Origin of the sequence: Alistipes finegoldii DSM 17242 (assembly GCF_000265365.1) — a bacterium.
Lineage (GTDB): Bacteria > Bacteroidota > Bacteroidia > Bacteroidales > Rikenellaceae > Alistipes > Alistipes finegoldii.
Genome location: NC_018011.1, coordinates 818,002 through 835,894, shown reverse-complemented (window position 1 = coordinate 835,894; position 17,893 = coordinate 818,002). Strand labels below are relative to the sequence as shown.

General features: G+C 48.3%; 22 protein-coding genes. 19 read left to right on the top strand and 3 right to left on the bottom strand.

What is annotated here, in order from left to right:
- Positions 1–2: 2 nt before the first annotated feature.
- The 14 genes from ALFI_RS03765 (at position 3) to ALFI_RS03695 (ending at position 10,365) form a co-directional block, all read left to right on the top strand.
- Entirely contained in the window at positions 3–305 is a 303-nt protein-coding gene (locus ALFI_RS03765) for a hypothetical protein (protein ID WP_014774828.1), read from the top strand.
- Positions 280–573: a hypothetical protein gene (locus ALFI_RS03760; protein WP_014774827.1), complete on the top strand. Its 294-nt coding sequence runs from the start codon at positions 280–282 to the stop codon at positions 571–573. Before ALFI_RS03765 ends, ALFI_RS03760 begins: the two co-directional genes overlap by 26 nt.
- Positions 570–1,409 carry a hypothetical protein gene (locus ALFI_RS03755; RefSeq protein WP_014774826.1) on the top strand — a complete coding sequence of 280 codons (840 nt, stop codon included), beginning with the start codon at positions 570–572 and terminating at the stop codon, positions 1,407–1,409. The genes ALFI_RS03760 and ALFI_RS03755 overlap by 4 nt, the downstream gene beginning before the upstream one ends.
- Positions 1,402–1,893, top strand: a complete 492-nt coding sequence (locus tag ALFI_RS03750) for a hypothetical protein (RefSeq protein WP_014774825.1) — start codon at positions 1,402–1,404, stop codon at positions 1,891–1,893. Before ALFI_RS03755 ends, ALFI_RS03750 begins: the two co-directional genes overlap by 8 nt.
- Position 1,894: 1 nt before the next feature.
- Positions 1,895–2,818, top strand: coding sequence for a tail fiber protein (locus ALFI_RS03745; protein ID WP_014774824.1), 924 nt, complete (start codon positions 1,895–1,897; stop codon positions 2,816–2,818).
- A gap of 11 nt (positions 2,819–2,829) precedes the next feature.
- Entirely contained in the window at positions 2,830–3,204 is a 375-nt protein-coding gene (locus ALFI_RS03740; protein WP_014774823.1) for a hypothetical protein, read from the top strand.
- Between the two features lie 12 nt (positions 3,205–3,216).
- Complete coding sequence (locus ALFI_RS17340; protein ID WP_014774822.1) at positions 3,217–4,143, top strand: hypothetical protein; 927 nt, start codon at positions 3,217–3,219, stop codon at positions 4,141–4,143.
- Positions 4,144–4,158: 15 nt separating this feature from the next.
- Positions 4,159–5,070, top strand: coding sequence for a gp53-like domain-containing protein (locus ALFI_RS03730; protein ID WP_014774821.1), 912 nt, complete (start codon positions 4,159–4,161; stop codon positions 5,068–5,070).
- A gap of 14 nt (positions 5,071–5,084) precedes the next feature.
- A complete protein-coding gene (locus tag ALFI_RS03725) occupies positions 5,085–5,414 on the top strand; it encodes a hypothetical protein (protein ID WP_014774820.1) in 330 nt (109 codons plus the stop codon).
- Between the two features lie 130 nt (positions 5,415–5,544).
- Positions 5,545–6,000 carry a gp53-like domain-containing protein gene (locus ALFI_RS17740; RefSeq protein ID WP_416987727.1) on the top strand — a complete coding sequence of 152 codons (456 nt, stop codon included), beginning with the start codon at positions 5,545–5,547 and terminating at the stop codon, positions 5,998–6,000.
- 164 nt (positions 6,001–6,164) lie between these two features.
- On the top strand, positions 6,165–6,923 hold the full coding sequence (locus ALFI_RS03710) for a Mom family adenine methylcarbamoylation protein (protein ID WP_014774818.1): 759 nt from the start codon (positions 6,165–6,167) through the stop codon (positions 6,921–6,923).
- Positions 6,924–7,121: 198 nt separating this feature from the next.
- Positions 7,122–7,778, top strand: a complete 657-nt coding sequence (locus tag ALFI_RS03705; protein WP_042493221.1) for a DUF4238 domain-containing protein — start codon at positions 7,122–7,124, stop codon at positions 7,776–7,778.
- Between the two features lie 13 nt (positions 7,779–7,791).
- The gene (locus ALFI_RS03700; RefSeq protein ID WP_014774816.1) at positions 7,792–8,379 is read left to right on the top strand and encodes an ORF6N domain-containing protein; all 588 of its coding nucleotides are present in this window, start codon (positions 7,792–7,794) and stop codon (positions 8,377–8,379) included.
- Positions 8,380–8,427: 48 nt separating this feature from the next.
- On the top strand, positions 8,428–10,365 hold the full coding sequence (locus ALFI_RS03695; protein WP_014774815.1) for a DUF4906 domain-containing protein: 1,938 nt from the start codon (positions 8,428–8,430) through the stop codon (positions 10,363–10,365).
- 104 nt (positions 10,366–10,469) lie between these two features.
- Here the strand turns inward: ALFI_RS03695 and ALFI_RS03690 are convergent, their stop codons facing one another.
- The 3 genes from ALFI_RS03690 to ALFI_RS03680 all read right to left on the bottom strand — a co-directional run bounded on the left by ALFI_RS03690 (position 10,470) and on the right by ALFI_RS03680 (position 11,954).
- Positions 10,470–10,766: a hypothetical protein gene (locus tag ALFI_RS03690; RefSeq protein ID WP_014774814.1), complete on the bottom strand. Its 297-nt coding sequence runs from the start codon at positions 10,764–10,766 to the stop codon at positions 10,470–10,472.
- The gene (locus ALFI_RS03685) at positions 10,759–10,962 is read right to left on the bottom strand and encodes a hypothetical protein (RefSeq protein WP_042493219.1); all 204 of its coding nucleotides are present in this window, start codon (positions 10,960–10,962) and stop codon (positions 10,759–10,761) included. The genes ALFI_RS03690 and ALFI_RS03685 overlap by 8 nt, the downstream gene beginning before the upstream one ends.
- 368 nt (positions 10,963–11,330) lie before the next feature.
- Positions 11,331–11,954, bottom strand: coding sequence for a hypothetical protein (locus tag ALFI_RS03680; RefSeq protein ID WP_244265002.1), 624 nt, complete (start codon positions 11,952–11,954; stop codon positions 11,331–11,333).
- Positions 11,955–12,373: 419 nt separating this feature from the next.
- Here ALFI_RS03680 and ALFI_RS16855 point away from each other — a divergent pair, with 419 nt between their 5' ends.
- From ALFI_RS16855 to ALFI_RS03640, 5 genes are all read left to right on the top strand, one after another.
- Complete coding sequence (locus tag ALFI_RS16855) at positions 12,374–13,945, top strand: hypothetical protein (protein ID WP_014774811.1); 1,572 nt, start codon at positions 12,374–12,376, stop codon at positions 13,943–13,945.
- Positions 13,946–14,592: 647 nt separating this feature from the next.
- Positions 14,593–15,033: a hypothetical protein gene (locus ALFI_RS03655; RefSeq protein WP_042493213.1), complete on the top strand. Its 441-nt coding sequence runs from the start codon at positions 14,593–14,595 to the stop codon at positions 15,031–15,033.
- 879 nt (positions 15,034–15,912) lie between these two features.
- Entirely contained in the window at positions 15,913–17,136 is a 1,224-nt protein-coding gene (locus ALFI_RS03650; RefSeq protein ID WP_014774808.1) for a site-specific integrase, read from the top strand.
- A 100-nt stretch (positions 17,137–17,236) separates the two neighbouring features.
- Positions 17,237–17,536 carry a helix-turn-helix domain-containing protein gene (locus ALFI_RS03645; protein WP_014774807.1) on the top strand — a complete coding sequence of 100 codons (300 nt, stop codon included), beginning with the start codon at positions 17,237–17,239 and terminating at the stop codon, positions 17,534–17,536.
- Between the two features lie 11 nt (positions 17,537–17,547).
- Positions 17,548–17,877 carry a hypothetical protein gene (locus tag ALFI_RS03640; protein WP_014774806.1) on the top strand — a complete coding sequence of 110 codons (330 nt, stop codon included), beginning with the start codon at positions 17,548–17,550 and terminating at the stop codon, positions 17,875–17,877.
- Positions 17,878–17,893 lie beyond the last annotated feature (16 nt).

The following is a 17,893-nucleotide window of genomic DNA, read 5'->3' as shown; positions in this document are numbered from 1 at the left end:
TGATGCGCGGAATATTGATAGACCCCGAAACGGGCGATGTGCAGGTGACCGCCGGGCGGCTGGCCGTCGGCGACACGACGGCCCAAACGGCCGAGTGCGTTCTGCGGGCCGTGCGCGGGGAGTTCAAAGAGCACCCGCTTATCGGGGCCGAAATATTGAAGATGCTCGGCGGGTCCCCGAATCCGATGTGGAAAGCGGATGCAAAGACCATGTTACAGGCGTGCGGATTGTCCGTGTCGCGCGTCGAAATGAAGGACGGACAGATAACGATTGAGTACAATGGCGAAAATAGCACCATCGGATAGGCAGAGCCTCTTGGACATCGCGGTACAGACCAGCGGCGGCGTCGAGGCGGCCTTCGACCTCGCGGCGGCAAACGACGTGAGTGTCTCGGAACCGCTGGAAGCAGGAGCGCAGCTCGAAACTGCACCCGTGGCCGACAAGATGGTGCTGGAAAGATATACGGCCCGGCAGATACGCCCGGCGACGGAATTGTCGGACGAAGAAATCGAAGCCGCTCCCTTCGGCGGCATCGGTTACATGGGAATTGAAGTTGATTTTATGGTGCGATGAGAACAATAGCGGAAATAAAGGAGTCCATCGAGGCGGACTTCATGCGCAACGAAACGGCGGCGAAACTATACGGCTTTACGGCCGGGGACAGCTTCGCGGCCTTCTTCGGGAAACTCTCCGTCGAGAGCGTGCTGTTCTACCTCTTTGCAGTCGCAGCGTGGACGTTGGAGAACATATTCGAAGCGTTCCGCAGCGAGGTGAACGCCAGTATCGACAAAATGAAACCGCACCGCCCGAAGTGGTACCGGGATATGGTGCTGGCCTATATGAAGGACCGGACGCTGATCCCCGACACGGACGAGTACGACACGGCGGACATGACCGACGAGGAGATCACGGCCGCGCGGGTCGTCAAGCATGCCGTCGCCGACGAGAGCGACGACGCCTCGCTGTTGACGATTAAGGTTGCGGGCGAAAAGGGCGGCCGCCGTTGTCCGCTCGACGCGGAGACCGAGAGCCAACTCAAAGCCTACATCGCCGAGATCAAGGACGCCGGGGTGCGGACGGCGCTGGTAAACATCGCCCCCGACCGCTTCAACTGCGAGCTGGACATTTATTTCGACCCGATACTGCTCGCCTCGGCGGTCGAGAGTACCTGCCGCGAGGCGATACAGAACTACATCGAAAACCTGCCCTTCAACGGCGAATATACCAACATGGCACTCGTGGATCAGTTGCAGAAGATCGACGGCGTGAGAATACCCGAACTCCGGAGTGCAACCACCGTTGCCGCAGGTGAAAGCGTGGTTACTGCGATTGACGCCCGGTGTGTTCCGGCGGCGGGATATTTCGAGATGGGCGATATCAAACTGAACATGAAGGTCTACAATGGGTAAGTACGACATCAACGTGAAACGGCTGGCTCTGCTCCTGCTGCCGACCTTTTGGCGCAAGCCGGGATTCGCGGCGCTGGCCTATGCCGCGGTGTCGCCCCTGCAATGGCTGCACACGCAATTCGTGTTGTGGAAACACGATGCCGAGTACCGGGTTCAGGAAAACGGTCAGGTGTGTCATCTGCGGGCTGTGCTGAACGATATGTTCGACCCCATCGACCGCCGTATCACGATCACGGACAATGCCGAGAACGTCGGATATATCATCCTGCACCACCGGGACACCGACCAAAGCGTTCGGCTTCCGGCCCGCGGTTCCGGCCGGGCCGTGATACTGAACCGCCGAGGTTATGGCGGCGTGAACGGCTACGACTTCTGGGTGAACCTGCCCGTCGCGTTGTACGGCAAAGTAGACCTCGCCCAAGTGACGGGGGTTGTGAACACCTACAAATTGGCATCAAAACGATTTTCGATAAACTTCATTTGAAATGAAACAGATACACGGAAGATACCTCTTGCAGCCGAACAAGGACTTTCCCGCCGACTGCGAAATGCTCGACTACCTGCAAACCAACGCGCACGTCGTGTCGATTATCGGCAACATCGCCGGAAACAAGGCCGTGCTGCTCGGATGCGACCCAATGGATAACGGAGCCCGCCGGGCCGAAGGTTACGTATTCCTGCACACGCGAGAGCACCCCGAAGGGGAGGTGCTGTATTGGGAAGGCGGCGCAATCGGCAGCGGCATGTACCTCAAGCAGGAGGTGATCTCCGTGCAGGCGCAGGGCTACGACTATCCGCAGGCATACGTGAGGCGGTCGCTCGCGCCCGGCGTCGGCGAGGAAAACTACCGCTGGGAAGATTTCCGCGAGGCCCAATCGCTGCCCGCGCTCGACGCGGAGCTGGCCGCCCTGCGCAAGGCTCTCGCCGACATGAAGCCGTCGCCGCTGGGCATGGTCGAAATGTGGGCCGGGCGCGGGGTTCCCGACGGGTATCTGCTCTGCGAGGGGCAGCAGCTCCGGCAGACGGAGTACCCGGAACTGTTCGCCGCCATCGGTGCGGCGTTCAACAACGGCTACGACTGCAACGGCCGCCAGCTCACGACCTCGGCGGGCTTCTTTCGTCTACCTGATCTCCGGGGGCGCTTTGTGGTCGGCCATTACGGCAGCGACGAGGACTACAAAACCCTCGGTGCGGTCGGCGGCAAGAAAACCCACCAGCTCACCGTGGAGGAACTCCCCGCGCACGATCACGGGCTGTTCCTGCAACACGCGGGAAAACGTTTCACGGGCGGCGGCTCGGCGAATGCGCTCAACGAGGGCGACGGCCGCACTTATATGACGGGCGGGAACAAGCCCCACGAGAACCGCCCGCCGTATTATGCGCTGGCGTACATCATGCGAACGAAATAACACAAGGAGCAATGGCAATTATCACACGGGCACAACTCCGCAAATGGTTCGGAAAAGGGAAATATCCCACGGCCGCACAGTTCTCGGACGCTTGGGATAGCTTTTGGCACAAGAACGAGGACAAGATCGCCATTAATGGCGTCGATGGCCTTGCCGATCAACTCAACAGCAAATTATCCGCGGCCGATGGTCAGAAACTCAAAGAAACCGTCGAACAGACCGCGAGCGACCTCGCGCAACACAAAAAGGAGTCGGACGAGGCCATCGATCAACTCCGCGAACAACTGGATAACCTGCGGTCGGTCGTTGAGAACGACTGCGTGCAGCGAACTACCCGCGTAACCCTTCAAGGAGGGTCCCCGGCGGATTTGATAGGCAACAAATAAATACAAAATACAATGGAAGACAATCAAGCATTGGCGGCGTTGGAGCAAGTTCTGCTGGCGGCTCGCATCGCACACACAACCGGAACCGAGGCCGAATGGACCACGGCGAACCCCGTTCTTCTCAAAGGTGAAGTCGGATTTGTGGAGGGCACGTCCCCCGTGAAATTCAAGGTCGGCGACGGCACGAAAACTTGGTCGGCGCTCAGTTGGGGACAGCCGACCACGCTTGCGCAGCTCGCGGCCGACGCCACACACCGCCTTGTCACGGATACCCAAATCGCGGGCTGGAACAACAAAGCCGAGAAAACGCCCGCCACGCATGCGGCCGACGGTCTGATGTCGGCGGCCGACAAGACAAAGCTCGATGGCATCGCCGCAGGTGCGAACAACTACCAGCATCCGGCAACCCATGCAGCTTCGATGATTGCCGAGGATGCCACGCACCGTTTCGCAACGGACGCGGAAAAGGCCAAGTGGAACCTCGAATACACCATCGAGAAGGTGGCCACCGAGAGCGGTTTCGCATCGACCTATCATTTGAAGAAGGGCGGGAACAAGGTCGGCGTGTCGATTAACATCCCGCTCGATCAAGTGCTGCGCGGTTCGTCGATCAAGACCGTTACGACGGCGAACACACCCTATACCGGGGCGAAGGTCGGCGACAAGTACGTCGAGTTCCTGTTCCAAAACAACAACACCCCGCAATATCTGCCCGTGCAGGACCTCGTGGATGTCTACAAGGGCGACGGCACTTATATCGAGGTGTCGGCGTCGAATGTCATTCAGCTCAAATACGACGCGCTGAAAAATCGGCTGAAAACCGACTTTGACGCTGTTTACGATGCGAAGGGGGCCGGAACCGCCGCCGCGAAATCCGCGCTGGACGAATTCAAGGCCAGCACGCTCGTTATTCAATGCACCATTCCCGGAATGTCCTAACCGTAAACAACCACGATGAAAGGAAGATTGCAACTCCCGATGTACACCGCGGCGGCGTTGGCCGCCGCAAATCCTCTCCTGCTCAAAGGTGAGGTTGTGTACGAATCCGACACTCGAAAGCGCAAGGTCGGCGACGGGATAAGTAAATGGAATGATCTCGCATACGATGCGGGCGGTGATCTGCCGAAAATGACTCCCGTTGCCGGGGCTGATTCTGTGGCAGATTTCTTAGGAACGAGTGCCCCGATTAACGATGTGCTTCAAAAGGTCATTGCGGCAACGGCTATCGGCAAGGTCCGCATGGTGCGCTTCGGAGGGCTGCAATGTATGGTGTGGTACATAGAGGGCACCACGACCGTTGGGGTTTTCGGGTTTGTAGCAGAAAATAATGCCATCGCTTTCGGCTCGGTGGATGATTCGGAGTTTCCGGCCGGAATATTCGAAAGTACAGATGAGGAGATTGCCGCGGTTGTTTCATACGCCTGCAGCTTTATAAGTTTAACGGCGATTCCGGCTTCGTATATTTCCACCAATACGTTATATCAGTTTGCGAGTTATAGCGAAAAGACGACGTGGAACGCAAAGGCGAACAGCAATCTGGATAATGTCAGTCTGTTAAAATCACTCAATGCAGAAGGCTATTATAAAGCTCCTGACGGGATGATGTTTGCATGGGGAACCCGCTGCAATCAGACAACCTCTATTACCGTGTATTTTCCGGCATCGTTTTACGCGAGACCCTACGCTATCATTACCACGCCTACTGCCTTCGGAGACGCAGCCGTTGAAGTAGCTGCGGCCGACCCGGTATCGGCATCCTATTTTACAATGCGACCGAGGTACATCAAACGGCTATCGAATGGCCAAGCCGAATATGGTAATTCGGGTTGTACCTTTCAATATTTGGCAATCGGCCGCTGGAAATAGAAACACGAAAGATTATGAAATACTGGAAGCAAGGATTTTATGACGCCCCCATCGACGGGGCCGTGGAGATCACCGAGGAACGGTGGCATGAACTACTCGACGGGCAGGCCGCGGGCATGATGATTACCGAGAATGAGCAGGGGGTCCCCATCCTGACGGAGTGCGTCGATGATACTCCGGCACCGACTTACGAACAGCAGGTGCAATCGCTGATCTGGGAGCGGTACTCAATCGCCGACGAGCTGGCGATACTTCGCCAGCGGGACACGAAGCCGGACGAGTTCGCTGCATATTTTGAATACGCCGAGCAATGCAAATTGCAGGTGAAAAAACTGATAGGATAATGAAAGGACGTATACAACACCCGATGTACACGGCAGCCGCGCTGGCTGCGACGAATCCTGTACTATTCGCCGGAGAAGTCGTCTACGAGTCCGATACAAGCCGTCATAAGATCGGGGACGGCGTGAAGGCATGGAATGCCCTCCCGTATGCCGGGGGGGGGATTTTGAGGGCAATATTCCCGCCGAACGAGTAGAGCAGGACGGCGGGCACCTATTCGTGTCCGACACCGAAAAATCAATGTGGAATAATAAGGCTGCGAAGGACCTTGCGAACGTTTCGCTGGAAAAGTCGTTTTCAACCAATGGTTATTACAAAGCACCCGACGGGATACTGCTGCAATGGGGGTATAACACCGGGGGCGACTCAACGGGAACCATAACCGTTTATTTCCCGATAACCTTTTACGCAGTGCCTTATTGTGTAATCACGACGGTGGCTTTCGGTGCAAAAACGGGCGTTGCATCCGCTTCCGTAAACAGCAAAACCGCATCATATTTCATAGCCCGAAAAAGTTATGCCGAGAGCGCAGGAGCACATCCGGCAGGAGAACCCATATACTGGTTCGCAATAGGCCGATGGAAATAGAAACATGAAAAATAGGGGCATGAAAAAGCCCCCGGTCTGTTGTAGTATCTCACCACGTACAGCAGAACGAATGCGCCGTAACACATCCACCGAGGGCTAAAGCCTTCGGATGTGCTACGGCGTTTTTAGTACGTGGTGAGGTCACAAAGGTATAAAATCGTTGAATGAATAGCAACACCGAGGAGCTGCAAGTCCTCAAAAATACTTCCGCGTTGGGAAGTTTGATTATCAAATTAGTGCCGAAGGCCGAAGCAAAGGACCTGATTGTGAAGAACCACTACTCCCATAAGTGGAACGAGGGCGGGTTCGGCAAATATAACTTCGGGATATTTCGGGCCGAAGAACCGGATAAATGTTTGGGCGTCGCTGTTTACGGGTATATGAAAAACCCGCGAGCGAAGATATTCACGCATCCGAATCCGCGGGCTTGGATGTGCGAACTTAACCGAATGTGGATTGACGACACGCTTGGACACAACGCCGAAAGCGTGCTTATTGCCGCATCTATCAAACTGCTGCGCAAGATTGACTCCGATGTCGTGGCGATTCAATCGTTCGCCGATGGTCGATTAGGGTGCGGAACGATCTACAAAGCCGCAAACTTCCGATATTTCGGATTTCATTACACGAAGTTCCTGCGGAACCGCAGGACGGGAGAGATTACGCATGAGCAGATATTGACGAACACAACATCGGCATCGGCATATTTACGTGCAAACATGGCCTATCTGCTGGGTGATTTTGAAGTGCTGGTCGTAAAGACGTATCGCTATATTTATCCTCTCTGCAAGCATTTCCGGTATTGTGGAAAAGAAAAACCATATCCGCAATACGAGAAAGGTTTTACTCTGACCGAATGGAAGCGCGACACAATGAAGATAAAACAGAATATCGTTGAACTGCTCGACAAGGTCGCAGCATGACACTTTTATTCAACATATTTCGATATACAAATAATATTCTGAAATACAAAGAAAAAAGCAGGGTTTTTTCGTATAAAAATCAAGCGTTTAAGTTATGTTTAAAAACCACTTAAACGCTTTTTAAATGCTCCGAAAAAAAGTTTTTTTGTACGTTTCGTTTGTGAAAAGTGTACAATTCGTTTGCGCGATTATAGTCTGATGCAAATAGTATCAGACTATACATGGCCGCAAACATCTGGAGATGCCGAGACCCCGTATAAAATAGTAGATACGCTTGCGAACAATTTAATAGAAGAATTGTATGCAGAGATAGAAGCTACTGCTGCGGATATTTTACGAAAAATAGGTTCTGGGGAAATTGATTGGTGGGAGGCAGAACGATCAAAAGTCAATTTTTTGTTGTTTTTTGGAACTCAATATTTTCGAACTCCGGGTATATTGAAAAAAGCCAACCAACTAACCTCTCCTAAAAACGTCGGCTTGTCTGAAAATGTGATTTATCCTTTGATGATGATTATGTCGATGCAGATAGTCGATGATATGGTAACCAAGCCAGACGATTACCACATTACATTATTGATAAATGATTCTGATGTTCCATTCATAACAGGAATACAACCCATAGTAGATGCCAGACCAAATAAACAAGGGGCTTACAATTTATATTATCCTATTACAGCAAAATACGCTATACTCTTAAAAAAGGAAGAAAGGCGGAGAAAAGGCATTATCAAGGTTACTATTGATAGTAATAAAGCCCACGAGTATAATAATATGATAAAAAATTCAAGTGATATTCTGATAGCTTCAGATGCAAAAATATTGGTAAAATATACCAATCAGGGAAATTGGTGAAATATTAATGAAAATGGATATTCAGATCATACAGAATAAAATTTACGAGATTCGCGGCCAGAGGGTAATGCTGGATTTCGACTTAGCGGAACTTTACCAAGTTCCGACAAAAGTATTGAAACAAGCTGTACGCCGCAACAGCGAAAGATTCCCTTCGGATTTTATGTTTGAAATTACAGAATCCGAGTATAACGTATTAAAAATCAGTTTGAGGTCACAATCTGTGACCTCAAACAAGGGTGGTATTCGGTATATGCCTTTTGCGTTTACAGAGCAAGGTGTATCCATGTTATCGGCCGTATTAAGGAGTTCAGTTGCAATCCAAACGAGCATTACCATTATGCGAGCTTTTGTAGCAATGCGCAACTATATTTTGCAATCTACCCAAGTTTCGGCCGAGTTGCTGGAGTTGCGTAGCCGGTTGCAGCTGGTGGAGCATGACTGCCGGGAGAATCTGGAGGCTGTGAATGATCTGAGTGAGGACATGCGAAAAGACATCGATGCGATTTATGAGGCCATTGGGGCCTTGTCTGTGAAACTACCGGAAGCCAAGAAGTCGCGTCAGCCGATTGGCTTTGTAACCGGCAATAAAGAAGATTAATTGTTGTTAACCAAATAAAAACTTGCGTAAAAACTCATTTCCACTATTATGAAAAAGATGCTGAAACTGATGCTTACGGCCTCTGTAAGTGCAGCCGTGATGCTTGCATCATGTACCGAGGGAGATCTTCCGGCTTCCCCCACACCGCCTGCAACGGAAGACACTCCTGTTCAGGTAGAGCTGAAACTTAAATCTGAACAAATGGATACCCGTGCCATCGATGAAGATGCGATTAATGACATTAATATCTATTTTTTCGGCAATAATATCAATTACCACTTTTACTATCCGGAATACGCCCCGTCGTTCGTATTCGAAATCCTCCCCGGAACCTATACCCTTTGCGTTGTGACGAATGTTCACAAGGATATGGGAGGAATGACAGAATCAGAACTTATACGATATAAATATTCTGTTGACGGCATGGTCGATGATATTCCCATGACGGCAAGTATGAATGTCAGTATTCTTGGGGCCATGACGCTTCCAACGCTGGAGGTGACTCGGGCCGCGGCAAAGATCGCCTACACGATCTCCGTCGATGCCGCAGTGTCGGAAAATATTAAGTTGCGTTCAGTTCAATTCTGTAATGTGCCGCGTTCAACAGTGTTGTTCGGAGCGAATCCCTCTTCGACTGATAAGGGGGAATACTACGACGCCGATGTAGTCAATATCGACAATGATAAGACATATTCCGAGGTGTTTTATATGCTTGAGAATTGTCAGGGTGAGGTGGAGAGTATAACAGATCCCAGAGACAAATCGCCAGAGAATGCTCCCGTGTGTGCGACGTATATGCGTATTGTGGCTGAAGGTGCGGATAAGGTATTGGAGTATACTGTCTATCTCGGTGAAAACAGTACTTCGAACTTCGATGTGCGGAGAAATACGAAGCATACGATGAACCTTGTTATCAAAGGGGAAAATGAAATTGACAATCGGGTCAGGGTGTATGACGGATTGTATTATGGGACAGCAAATTGTATCGTATATATTGATACTCCGGTGACATTTGACGTCACCCCTTATAGAACATCTAAAGAATTAAATTATGCCTATACAGGGATTTATGCCGGGGACGAGTATAAAGGCATATCGGCAAAGCTTCTTTATTCTGATGCAAAATCTGACCCTGTATTGACACTCGATAATAATAAATTGACCGTAAGGGTTGATGAATGGTATCCTAACACCGGGGGAAATATTGGGGTGGCCATTGTGGATGTTAGTGGTGAAATTCTTTGGAGTTGGCATATCTGGCATCCTCAAAGTACTATCAAGGATGAAGAATATACAAATGCTTCAGGTGAAAAATTCCAGATTATGCACTGCAATTTAGGTGCTAGAAGTGATAACGCGGCATCTGTGGGATATGGTGGCGCGATATACCAATGGGGCCGTAAAGACCCCTTGTGGCCAAACAACGACTACAGGTATGGTGATGGGAAAACTGGCCTTTTCTTCAGTACATTCAGGGGAATGCAGAAAGATGCCGTCACTTTCGAAGATGCGATAAAAAATCCCACACAATTTATTGAAGCGGACGATTGGTTTGGTAATGATGATGCTCTATGGGGAGATCCCAACGGTAGAGAGTTGACAACTTATGGTTGGTCTGGCGAAAAGAGCGTATATGATCCTTGTCCCGAAGGTTATCGGGTTCCGAATAATAAAACTTGGACTGGTTTTATTAAGCCTAATTCATTGCACGATTTGTTGGTAATTGGCAGTTGGATATATGGTTGGCATTGTCCGAAATACGAAGGTGATACTGTTGGGGCTTGGTATACTCAAGGTGCTCGTGCTATCTGGTGGTCTGGTGAGATAAGAAGATATGCAACAAATAGTCCTCTTTGGGTAAGCCATCCCGGAGCTACTCAAGGAATGGGGGAACGATGGGAATTGACAGATCGAACCGAAACTATATGGAATATTGATACAAAGAGGAGTTGGGCATGTCAGGTTCGCTGTGCAAAAGTCCAATAGGAATATTTACAAGTATTTAAATAAAACGGTAGTCCCCGGAAGCGTACTGTTTCCGGGGACTACCGTTTTATTTTGTTGAGCTGGTTCTGCGTTTTGTCGATGATTTATTCTTTCAGGAAGGCGGTATGACACATGTCCTGAATGATGATGCCTTCGTCAAATACTTCGTAGGCGAAAACCCAATCTTTCTCGAATACTGCACACCGATATCCGAGCCGGTGCCATTTTTTGAAGCGGCACAAGGGATAATTGGCTGCTCCGGCTAAAGACACGAGAAAAGCGTCGATCCTTGCAGTCCGGCTATGTGCTGCCTCGCGCGACAATTTTAACTCGTCGGTGAGAAATGCTCTTAGCTCAGAAACTTTATCCAAAACCGTTTCCGAAATTGCAACCTTACGCATTCTTGTCGAAGTATTCGTCAATTTGGCTGTGTAATTTTTGCGTGAAAACACTTACCGGAACGGCATTACAAGCCGCAGCCTCTTCGGCGAATCCCTTTTTCTTTGCATCTATGACCGTTACATACGGCAATGTGCGAACGTAAGCCAGCAGTTTTTTCGCTTCAGGGCTACTATCCTCGATCATAATGTGCGTCATAGTTGTTGTAGATTAAATTGTCTTTTGCAAATATAACGAAATTCTTGCCGCGAAAGTATTCTCGTGTAAAAATAGTTTTAGGTAAGCCTTCAACTTATTTCTTGTGTGGAGCCGCAAAAAACAGCCCGCTACCTTTAAAATGTTATATAAATAACATTTGTGCAATGTCTAAATATTGCTTGTATTCTGTTAGCAGGAGCGAGGTTAAGACGATATTTGCAAAATGTTCCATAGTGTTGCTGTTATAAATTAATCGGCGGCGAGCCTTTCACCCGCATTGCGCATCCGTTCCGCACAATCCCATAGTCACGTCCCTGTCATGGACTGAATGCGTCGTTCTGTTTTTTTTGAACTACGCCGATCTGTGGTTATCTGGTCATTGTTATGTCTGAAGGCAGGTAGTATTTCGTCGTTTGCGACTCTATGTATCTGTCGTTATAGTGGAATTTGAAACCCGGATTGTCGCCGGGGTGTATCGAGACGGAGAATTTTTCGTCGCAGCGCCAGAGGTAGGTCGAGTTTCTCGCTCCTTTGGTGATCGTCGGCATTGCTGTCGATCGCTGTCCGACGGGCGGGATCTTCGACCTATCGAGTCGGTATTCCTCATAATAGAACTTTATCGGCTCGGAAGCCTTGTAGTCGGCCGAATACTGCGTGCGGTAATCGTAGGCTACCTTCGGTACGGGACGTCCGCCTTCCATGACGAGATACTGAAATTCTATCCGGGCGATTCCCTGCCGGGTTATGGTCACAGTCCGGGGCTTGAGCCTGACCTCGATGCCGGTGATGCAGTCGCGCGCGAGTGTGAGCGCATAGGTCGCCTCGCCGGACAAAAGCTGCCCGGAGGTGTCGTACCATCCTGCGACCTCGAAGTTGAAGAGATCTTCGTTTACGAGTGCGAGCGTTACGGTTTCGTCCTCGACGTTGTGTTCCCCGGCCCCGTCGATGGTGAAACACCCTTCGACGCTGCTTGTCACGACGATATTCTTCAATCAGCAAAATATGTATAAGTCAGTCAGATTTGAGCATATAAAACCTCAAATCCGACCGGCTTATATTGAAAAGTAGTATTGTAATTCTTACTTGAGTTTGTGTTTATGACTCCATTTCATGCTTTTAATGAGTATGAAGTATTACAATAGAGTGCGTTGTTGTTCAAAATGTCATATTTAATTAGTATCTGATATGAATTAAAATTCCTAGGTCAATTTTATGATGATGCGTAATAAAATCGGACACTCTGATTTGGAGAATTCAAGATGTTTTAGAATTAAAATGCGTAAAATGCAAATATTTTTATGTTCAATATGTCTCTAATATATTCTCGAATGTCGTTTTTTTATATATATTCGCTCTTAGGAAATTACCATAATAAGTGGATAAAATATATTATTAACTAAATTTAAGCTTTATGAAACAGACCTTACTTTTTTTGTGTTGTGGGCTTCTGTTTAGCTGCCAGAAAGATTTTGTTAGTTTGCCGTCTGAGTTACCCCCGACTTCATCTCAAATTATTACTGATGGAATGACTGTACTGGGGCAGCAACTTGAAAATCCCTATTCAGTGGGGAATATGCGTAAAGCTCTGGCAAACCTCTCACCGAAAACCAGAGCCGGAATTACAGACATGGATATTCAGCCTACGCATTATTACGTGAAGTTTCATCCCCGCTCATCCGAGGAATTGGATTTAATCCTGCAGGATTCTACGATTATCTGGTATGATATTCCACTGGATTATGAAATCGAGGAATATGGCAGCTATTACCATGATCCTACAATTCCGGATAGCTTGCCCACTTATCAATACGCCTCCATCGAAGTCGCAAAATGGCCTGCGGTGAGTACCATAGGCGTTGATTATGAAATTCTTTCCGACTTGTTTATTCCCGATGAAGACAAGGATGAAGACGATGACGGGATTATGACCCGTTCCGGTACAAAATGGAATGAAGCATTGGCTGATGCGCTGGTCGAAGAATCTTTGCGTTTGACAGGAAACGATAACGAAGACTATGAATCCGGGCCGCAAACACGAGGCCGCAGTAAATGGAGGCCGGCGGGCAGAATTAGCTATTATGATGAAGTACTTGGGAAAACGATAGGTGTTGAAGGAGTAAAAGTCAAAGCCCGTAGATGGTTTACAACCCATACAGGCTTTGTCAATGCAGACGGATATTATAGTTGTAATGGACGTTTTAAGCGGCCTGCAAATTACTCTTTCGGACTTGATCGGTATGAATTTCAAGTAAATGGCGACGGAGTTCGTGTTTTCTATGATGGGCCTAAAAGGAAGGGAAATTGGGATTATCATTTTGCACGCTCAAAATCACAATCAGAATTTTTTGGAGCAACAGTTTTTCGTGCAGCCTACCATTATTATTACAAAGATATTGGCGGTTTACGCAGACCGCCTCAAAATAGTTTCTGGCGAACTAAAATGAGATTAAAAGCCATCAATCAACAAAATAACAGCAGCAATGGTAATTTTAAGTCCGCCAGACGATTTTTAGGTTTGGGTAGTGCAATCAAATTATATAATCCACAAAACACAACGGATGCTATTTATGCAACTACAATACATGAGTTAGCACATGCTGCTCACTGGAGAATGATTGTTAAGGAGCCTGGCACGAATCGTTATCGGGATTATCATGATGCTGAAGATAAGATGGTCGAGAGTTGGGCAACAGGAGTACAATGGTATTTAACAAGAATGGTCTATTCCAAATACAGAGGACGACCGCAAGGGACGCCTAATTATACAAATGTAGTCATTGATCTTGTAGATTCACAAATTGATGACTGGCAAAATAACGGTAAGACCTATGCGCAAGGTGACAAAGTCGAAGGTTATACAATGTCACAAATCGAGAGCGCTCTCATAGGCTGCGATACATGGAATAAATGGCGAGATAATATTAAACGGAAGTATAACAATAATACAAAGCAATATGTGGATGAACTCTTTGCGTCTTGGTAGCATTGTAATGTTTTGCTGGCTGTTATCGGGTTGCGATACTTCTCACACCGAATATGTGCATCATGGAGAATGGGTCTATCGAAATGAATCTTCTCACAAGATCGAAATAAAAGGAGCTATTATATCCTGGACGATACTTGAAACTACTACGTTTATAATGGCTCCGACCCAAACTTATTGCATTGATTTTTGGTCGGACGGAGTGAAAGACATTACACCGGATGCGATCGGGTTTCCTTTCGAATATCTTCCGCAGATCGAGTGTCGTATGACAATAGATGATTCCAAAACGATTCTATTAGAACCGAATAAGGCGATTCGGAATAGGAGCAATTATCAGGTAGAGAAATTGGCTACAAACTATTTCCGGTTTACTTACGTTTTCACCGACGACAATCTTGCCGACCTGATAAAGTGATTTATCATTGCGAGGCTGCTGCCGGATAAAAGGCGGCAGCCTTAAATGCTGCTTATTATACCAATAACAGAGTACTTATGGAAAGTGCCAAATGGAGAGGATATCGTTTTCCGATCGAAGACATTTGCTGATGTCAAGCGACTGCTGCTGGATTATGCAGCGAAAAATAAGTATGCTGCGCAATTGTATAACTTAACCCCGGAAACAATCAACCAATTATTCGCTGTCTATGAAAACTAACAGAACGATTTTTACCTTGCTACTGCTTGGCTTCTTCTCTATGCTTTTCAGTTGTGACACAGATTATCTATATAATACGGAGATCCGCATTGAGAATGCCAGCCAGCACGATATCGAAATAATTGTAGAGAAACCGAGTAGCGAATTTTTAACCGGCTCGGTTGCGCTAAAAAGCGGCACAACTTTCACAACAAAGCACAGTATCGATGGTGGATATGGTTTACCGAATCCAGTTGATGCACAGATTAAATTCGACGATGGAACCACAATAACTCACCACTCGGAGGATGGCGATACCTACCATAATTTCTGTTCCGCAACAGCTTTCGAAAAAAAAATGCAGGGAAAAAGGAGTGTGGAATATATCTTCGTATTTACGGACGAAGACTACGAATATGCCAAAAAGCATGCAGATAAAACAAAAATATAACAATAAAATAAGGCAATATGTGGATGAACATAGTGATTTATCATTGCCTGATAAAATAACAGATTTAATTATCTGAGAACAAATCAAGCGGTAGCATGAAAGATGCTACCGTTCTTTCTTGTACTTTTAGCCTCTGTCAAAGGGTTTCTTGTGTAGTTCTCGAATTCGCCTCAATACCGCTTTCGGAATATAAAAACAGTATTGCGGAAAACGCGGACAAATTGCGGACATGGCAGATAAAATAAAGCTGTCAAATGATTAATCGCTAACAATTTGACAGTTTCTCGAAGTACCCGGAGTCGAGGAAATCGTCACGCCGGACAAAGACGTCAGATAATCCAATGTCTTCTGAATCTCAGGCGTCACCTCGTCGATTTTGATGGTTATGTATGTTATAACGGTCTAATATTAAACGTCTCTGTGCAAATATAACGAACTGTATTAAAAAGCAAATAAAGAGGTAAAAAAATGAACCGAGAATTATTTTTTAGTCGAGACAAACCCGTCGATATATGTTGAGTCGGTCGTAGCGATAGCGAATGCTTGTCTGGGGGGCGTGTGGTCGCTGGTTCGAATCCAGTCACCCCGACTGATGGAAAATCCTTGATATTCCAGAGAATTTCCGGGGATAAAAAACAGAGGTATAAAAAAGTGTAAAGCAAAAGATAATCAAATAATTATACACTTTTCTTCAGTGCCTTTGTTTTAGAGAAAAAGTAGAATAAGGTAATGTTAAACGAGGTTTCGGTTTCCAAATCGTTACCTCGTTTCTTTCGCTCTATTATTCATAGAAACGTGATTTTCAGTTTCTTGCATCGTTATTCATCTTGACATACGACTCTGCTGAAATTATTTTTGCAACCCTAAAAAGCAGAGTTTATGCGCAGCACGTTCAAGGTTCTGTTCTACCTTAAAAGGAACAAAGACAAAGATCAGAAAGTCGTCCCTGTCATGGGTCGCATCACGGTCAACGGCAGCATCGCGCAGTTCAGCGCGAAGCTCTCCGTTCCGGAGATGCTTTGGGAGGTCAGCGGCGGCCGCGCCAAAGGCCGCAGTCTCGAAGCGGATCGCATCAACCGTCATCTGGACAACATCCGCACCCAGATCGGCAAGCACTATCAGGATATCTGCGACCGGGAGTCATACGTTACGGCCGAAAAGGTCAAGAATGCCTATCTCGGCTTCGGCGAGAAATACCGGCTGCTTCTCGAAGCGTTCGAGAAATTCACCGGCGACCTCAAGAAACGTGTCGGCATCGACCGCTGCCACGGTACATGGAACCGCTACTATAAATCCATCGACCATCTGCGGACTTTCATGCGTAAGGAGTATAACGTGAGCGATATGCCCTTGGCAGAATTGGAGCAGTCGTTCATCGAGCAATACCACGTCTACCTTAAATCCGATCTGGGGCTCAAGCCTACGACCGTCAGCGGTTATCTCAAATGCCTGAAATACGTTGTCAAAATCGCGTTCAACAACGGCTGGATGCCTCGCAACCCCTTTTCCCTCTATCAATATACGGCTCCGAATCCGGAACGTAGTTTTTTAACGGAAGATGAACTCCGGCGTATGATGACTACCGAGCTGCGGTATAAGCGTCAGGACTATAACCGCGATATGTTCCTGTTCTCCTGCTTTACGGGCATCTGCTATGCGGATATGGCCTCGCTGACCTATGACCGGATCGAGCAGGATGCGCAGGGCGAGTGGTGGATCAGCGGCAACCGCCAGAAGACCGAAACCAGATACGTTGTCAAACTTCTGCCGTATGCGTTGTTCATCCTGAACAAGTACCGGGGTCTGACCGGCGACGGACGTGTTTTTGCCATGTCTACACTCGATTCGATCGACGACAGCCTGAAAAACATCGCCCGGGAGTGCGGCATTGACAAACAACTCTCGTTCCACCTTGCCCGGCATACGTACGCCACGACGATCTGCCTGTCGAACGGCGTGAGTCTGGAGACGCTTTCGAAGATGCTGGGACATAAAAATATCACCACCACTCAAATCTATGCGAAAGTCACCCCGCCGATGATCGACCGTGAGGTTACGATGCTGCGGGACAAACTGGCCGCGAAATTCTCCGCAGAGGCATAAATCCCGGCAATAAAATAACATATTAGGTATTTATCTGCCTTATGTGAATTCATCATTCGGACGTCGCATCTTTGCAGCGCAAACCCACTGCAATCCGACTATGGAACGATCCGATGAGATTTTGGAAATCGTCCGCGAGATCCGCGAGGATATCGCCTATATGAAACGGCACCGGAATATGCTTTGCGGCACCCCGGTCCTTGAAGTGAGCGAGGTCTGCGACCTGCTGAAGATCAGCGACCGTCAGTTGCGCCGTTACTGCGTCAGCGGTCAGCTCACCGGCTTCCACTTCGGGCGCCGTCTTATGTTCTCCGCTGCCGAGATAAACCGTTTTGTCGAGCGGATCGACACGGAGTGCCGGCAGCGAAAAGAACTTAAAAACCGGATCAGGAACCTTTAATTCATAACCCTATGCCTGACAAGTATTATTTGGTGGAGTCCGGAGCTTTGGAGAAACTGCTCCGCACGCATTTCATGCTGACACAATCCACACTGCTTTTCGAACACCTGTTGAGCCACAGCGACCGCCCGATGTTCCTCTCGGCCCGCAAGGTCTGCGAGGTGCTGGGTCTGGACCGTCACCAGCTCGAACAATGCCGCAAAAAGCGGATGATCCGCGCCCGTACCGTCAACGGACAGATGCTGTACGATGCCTACGAGTTGCTTGCGCTTACTGAACTTTTCTACCGCCGGAAGCTGCGGAAGACCCTCTCCCGGATACCGCAGTTCGAGGTGCGCTGATCCGTTCGTGCTGAAA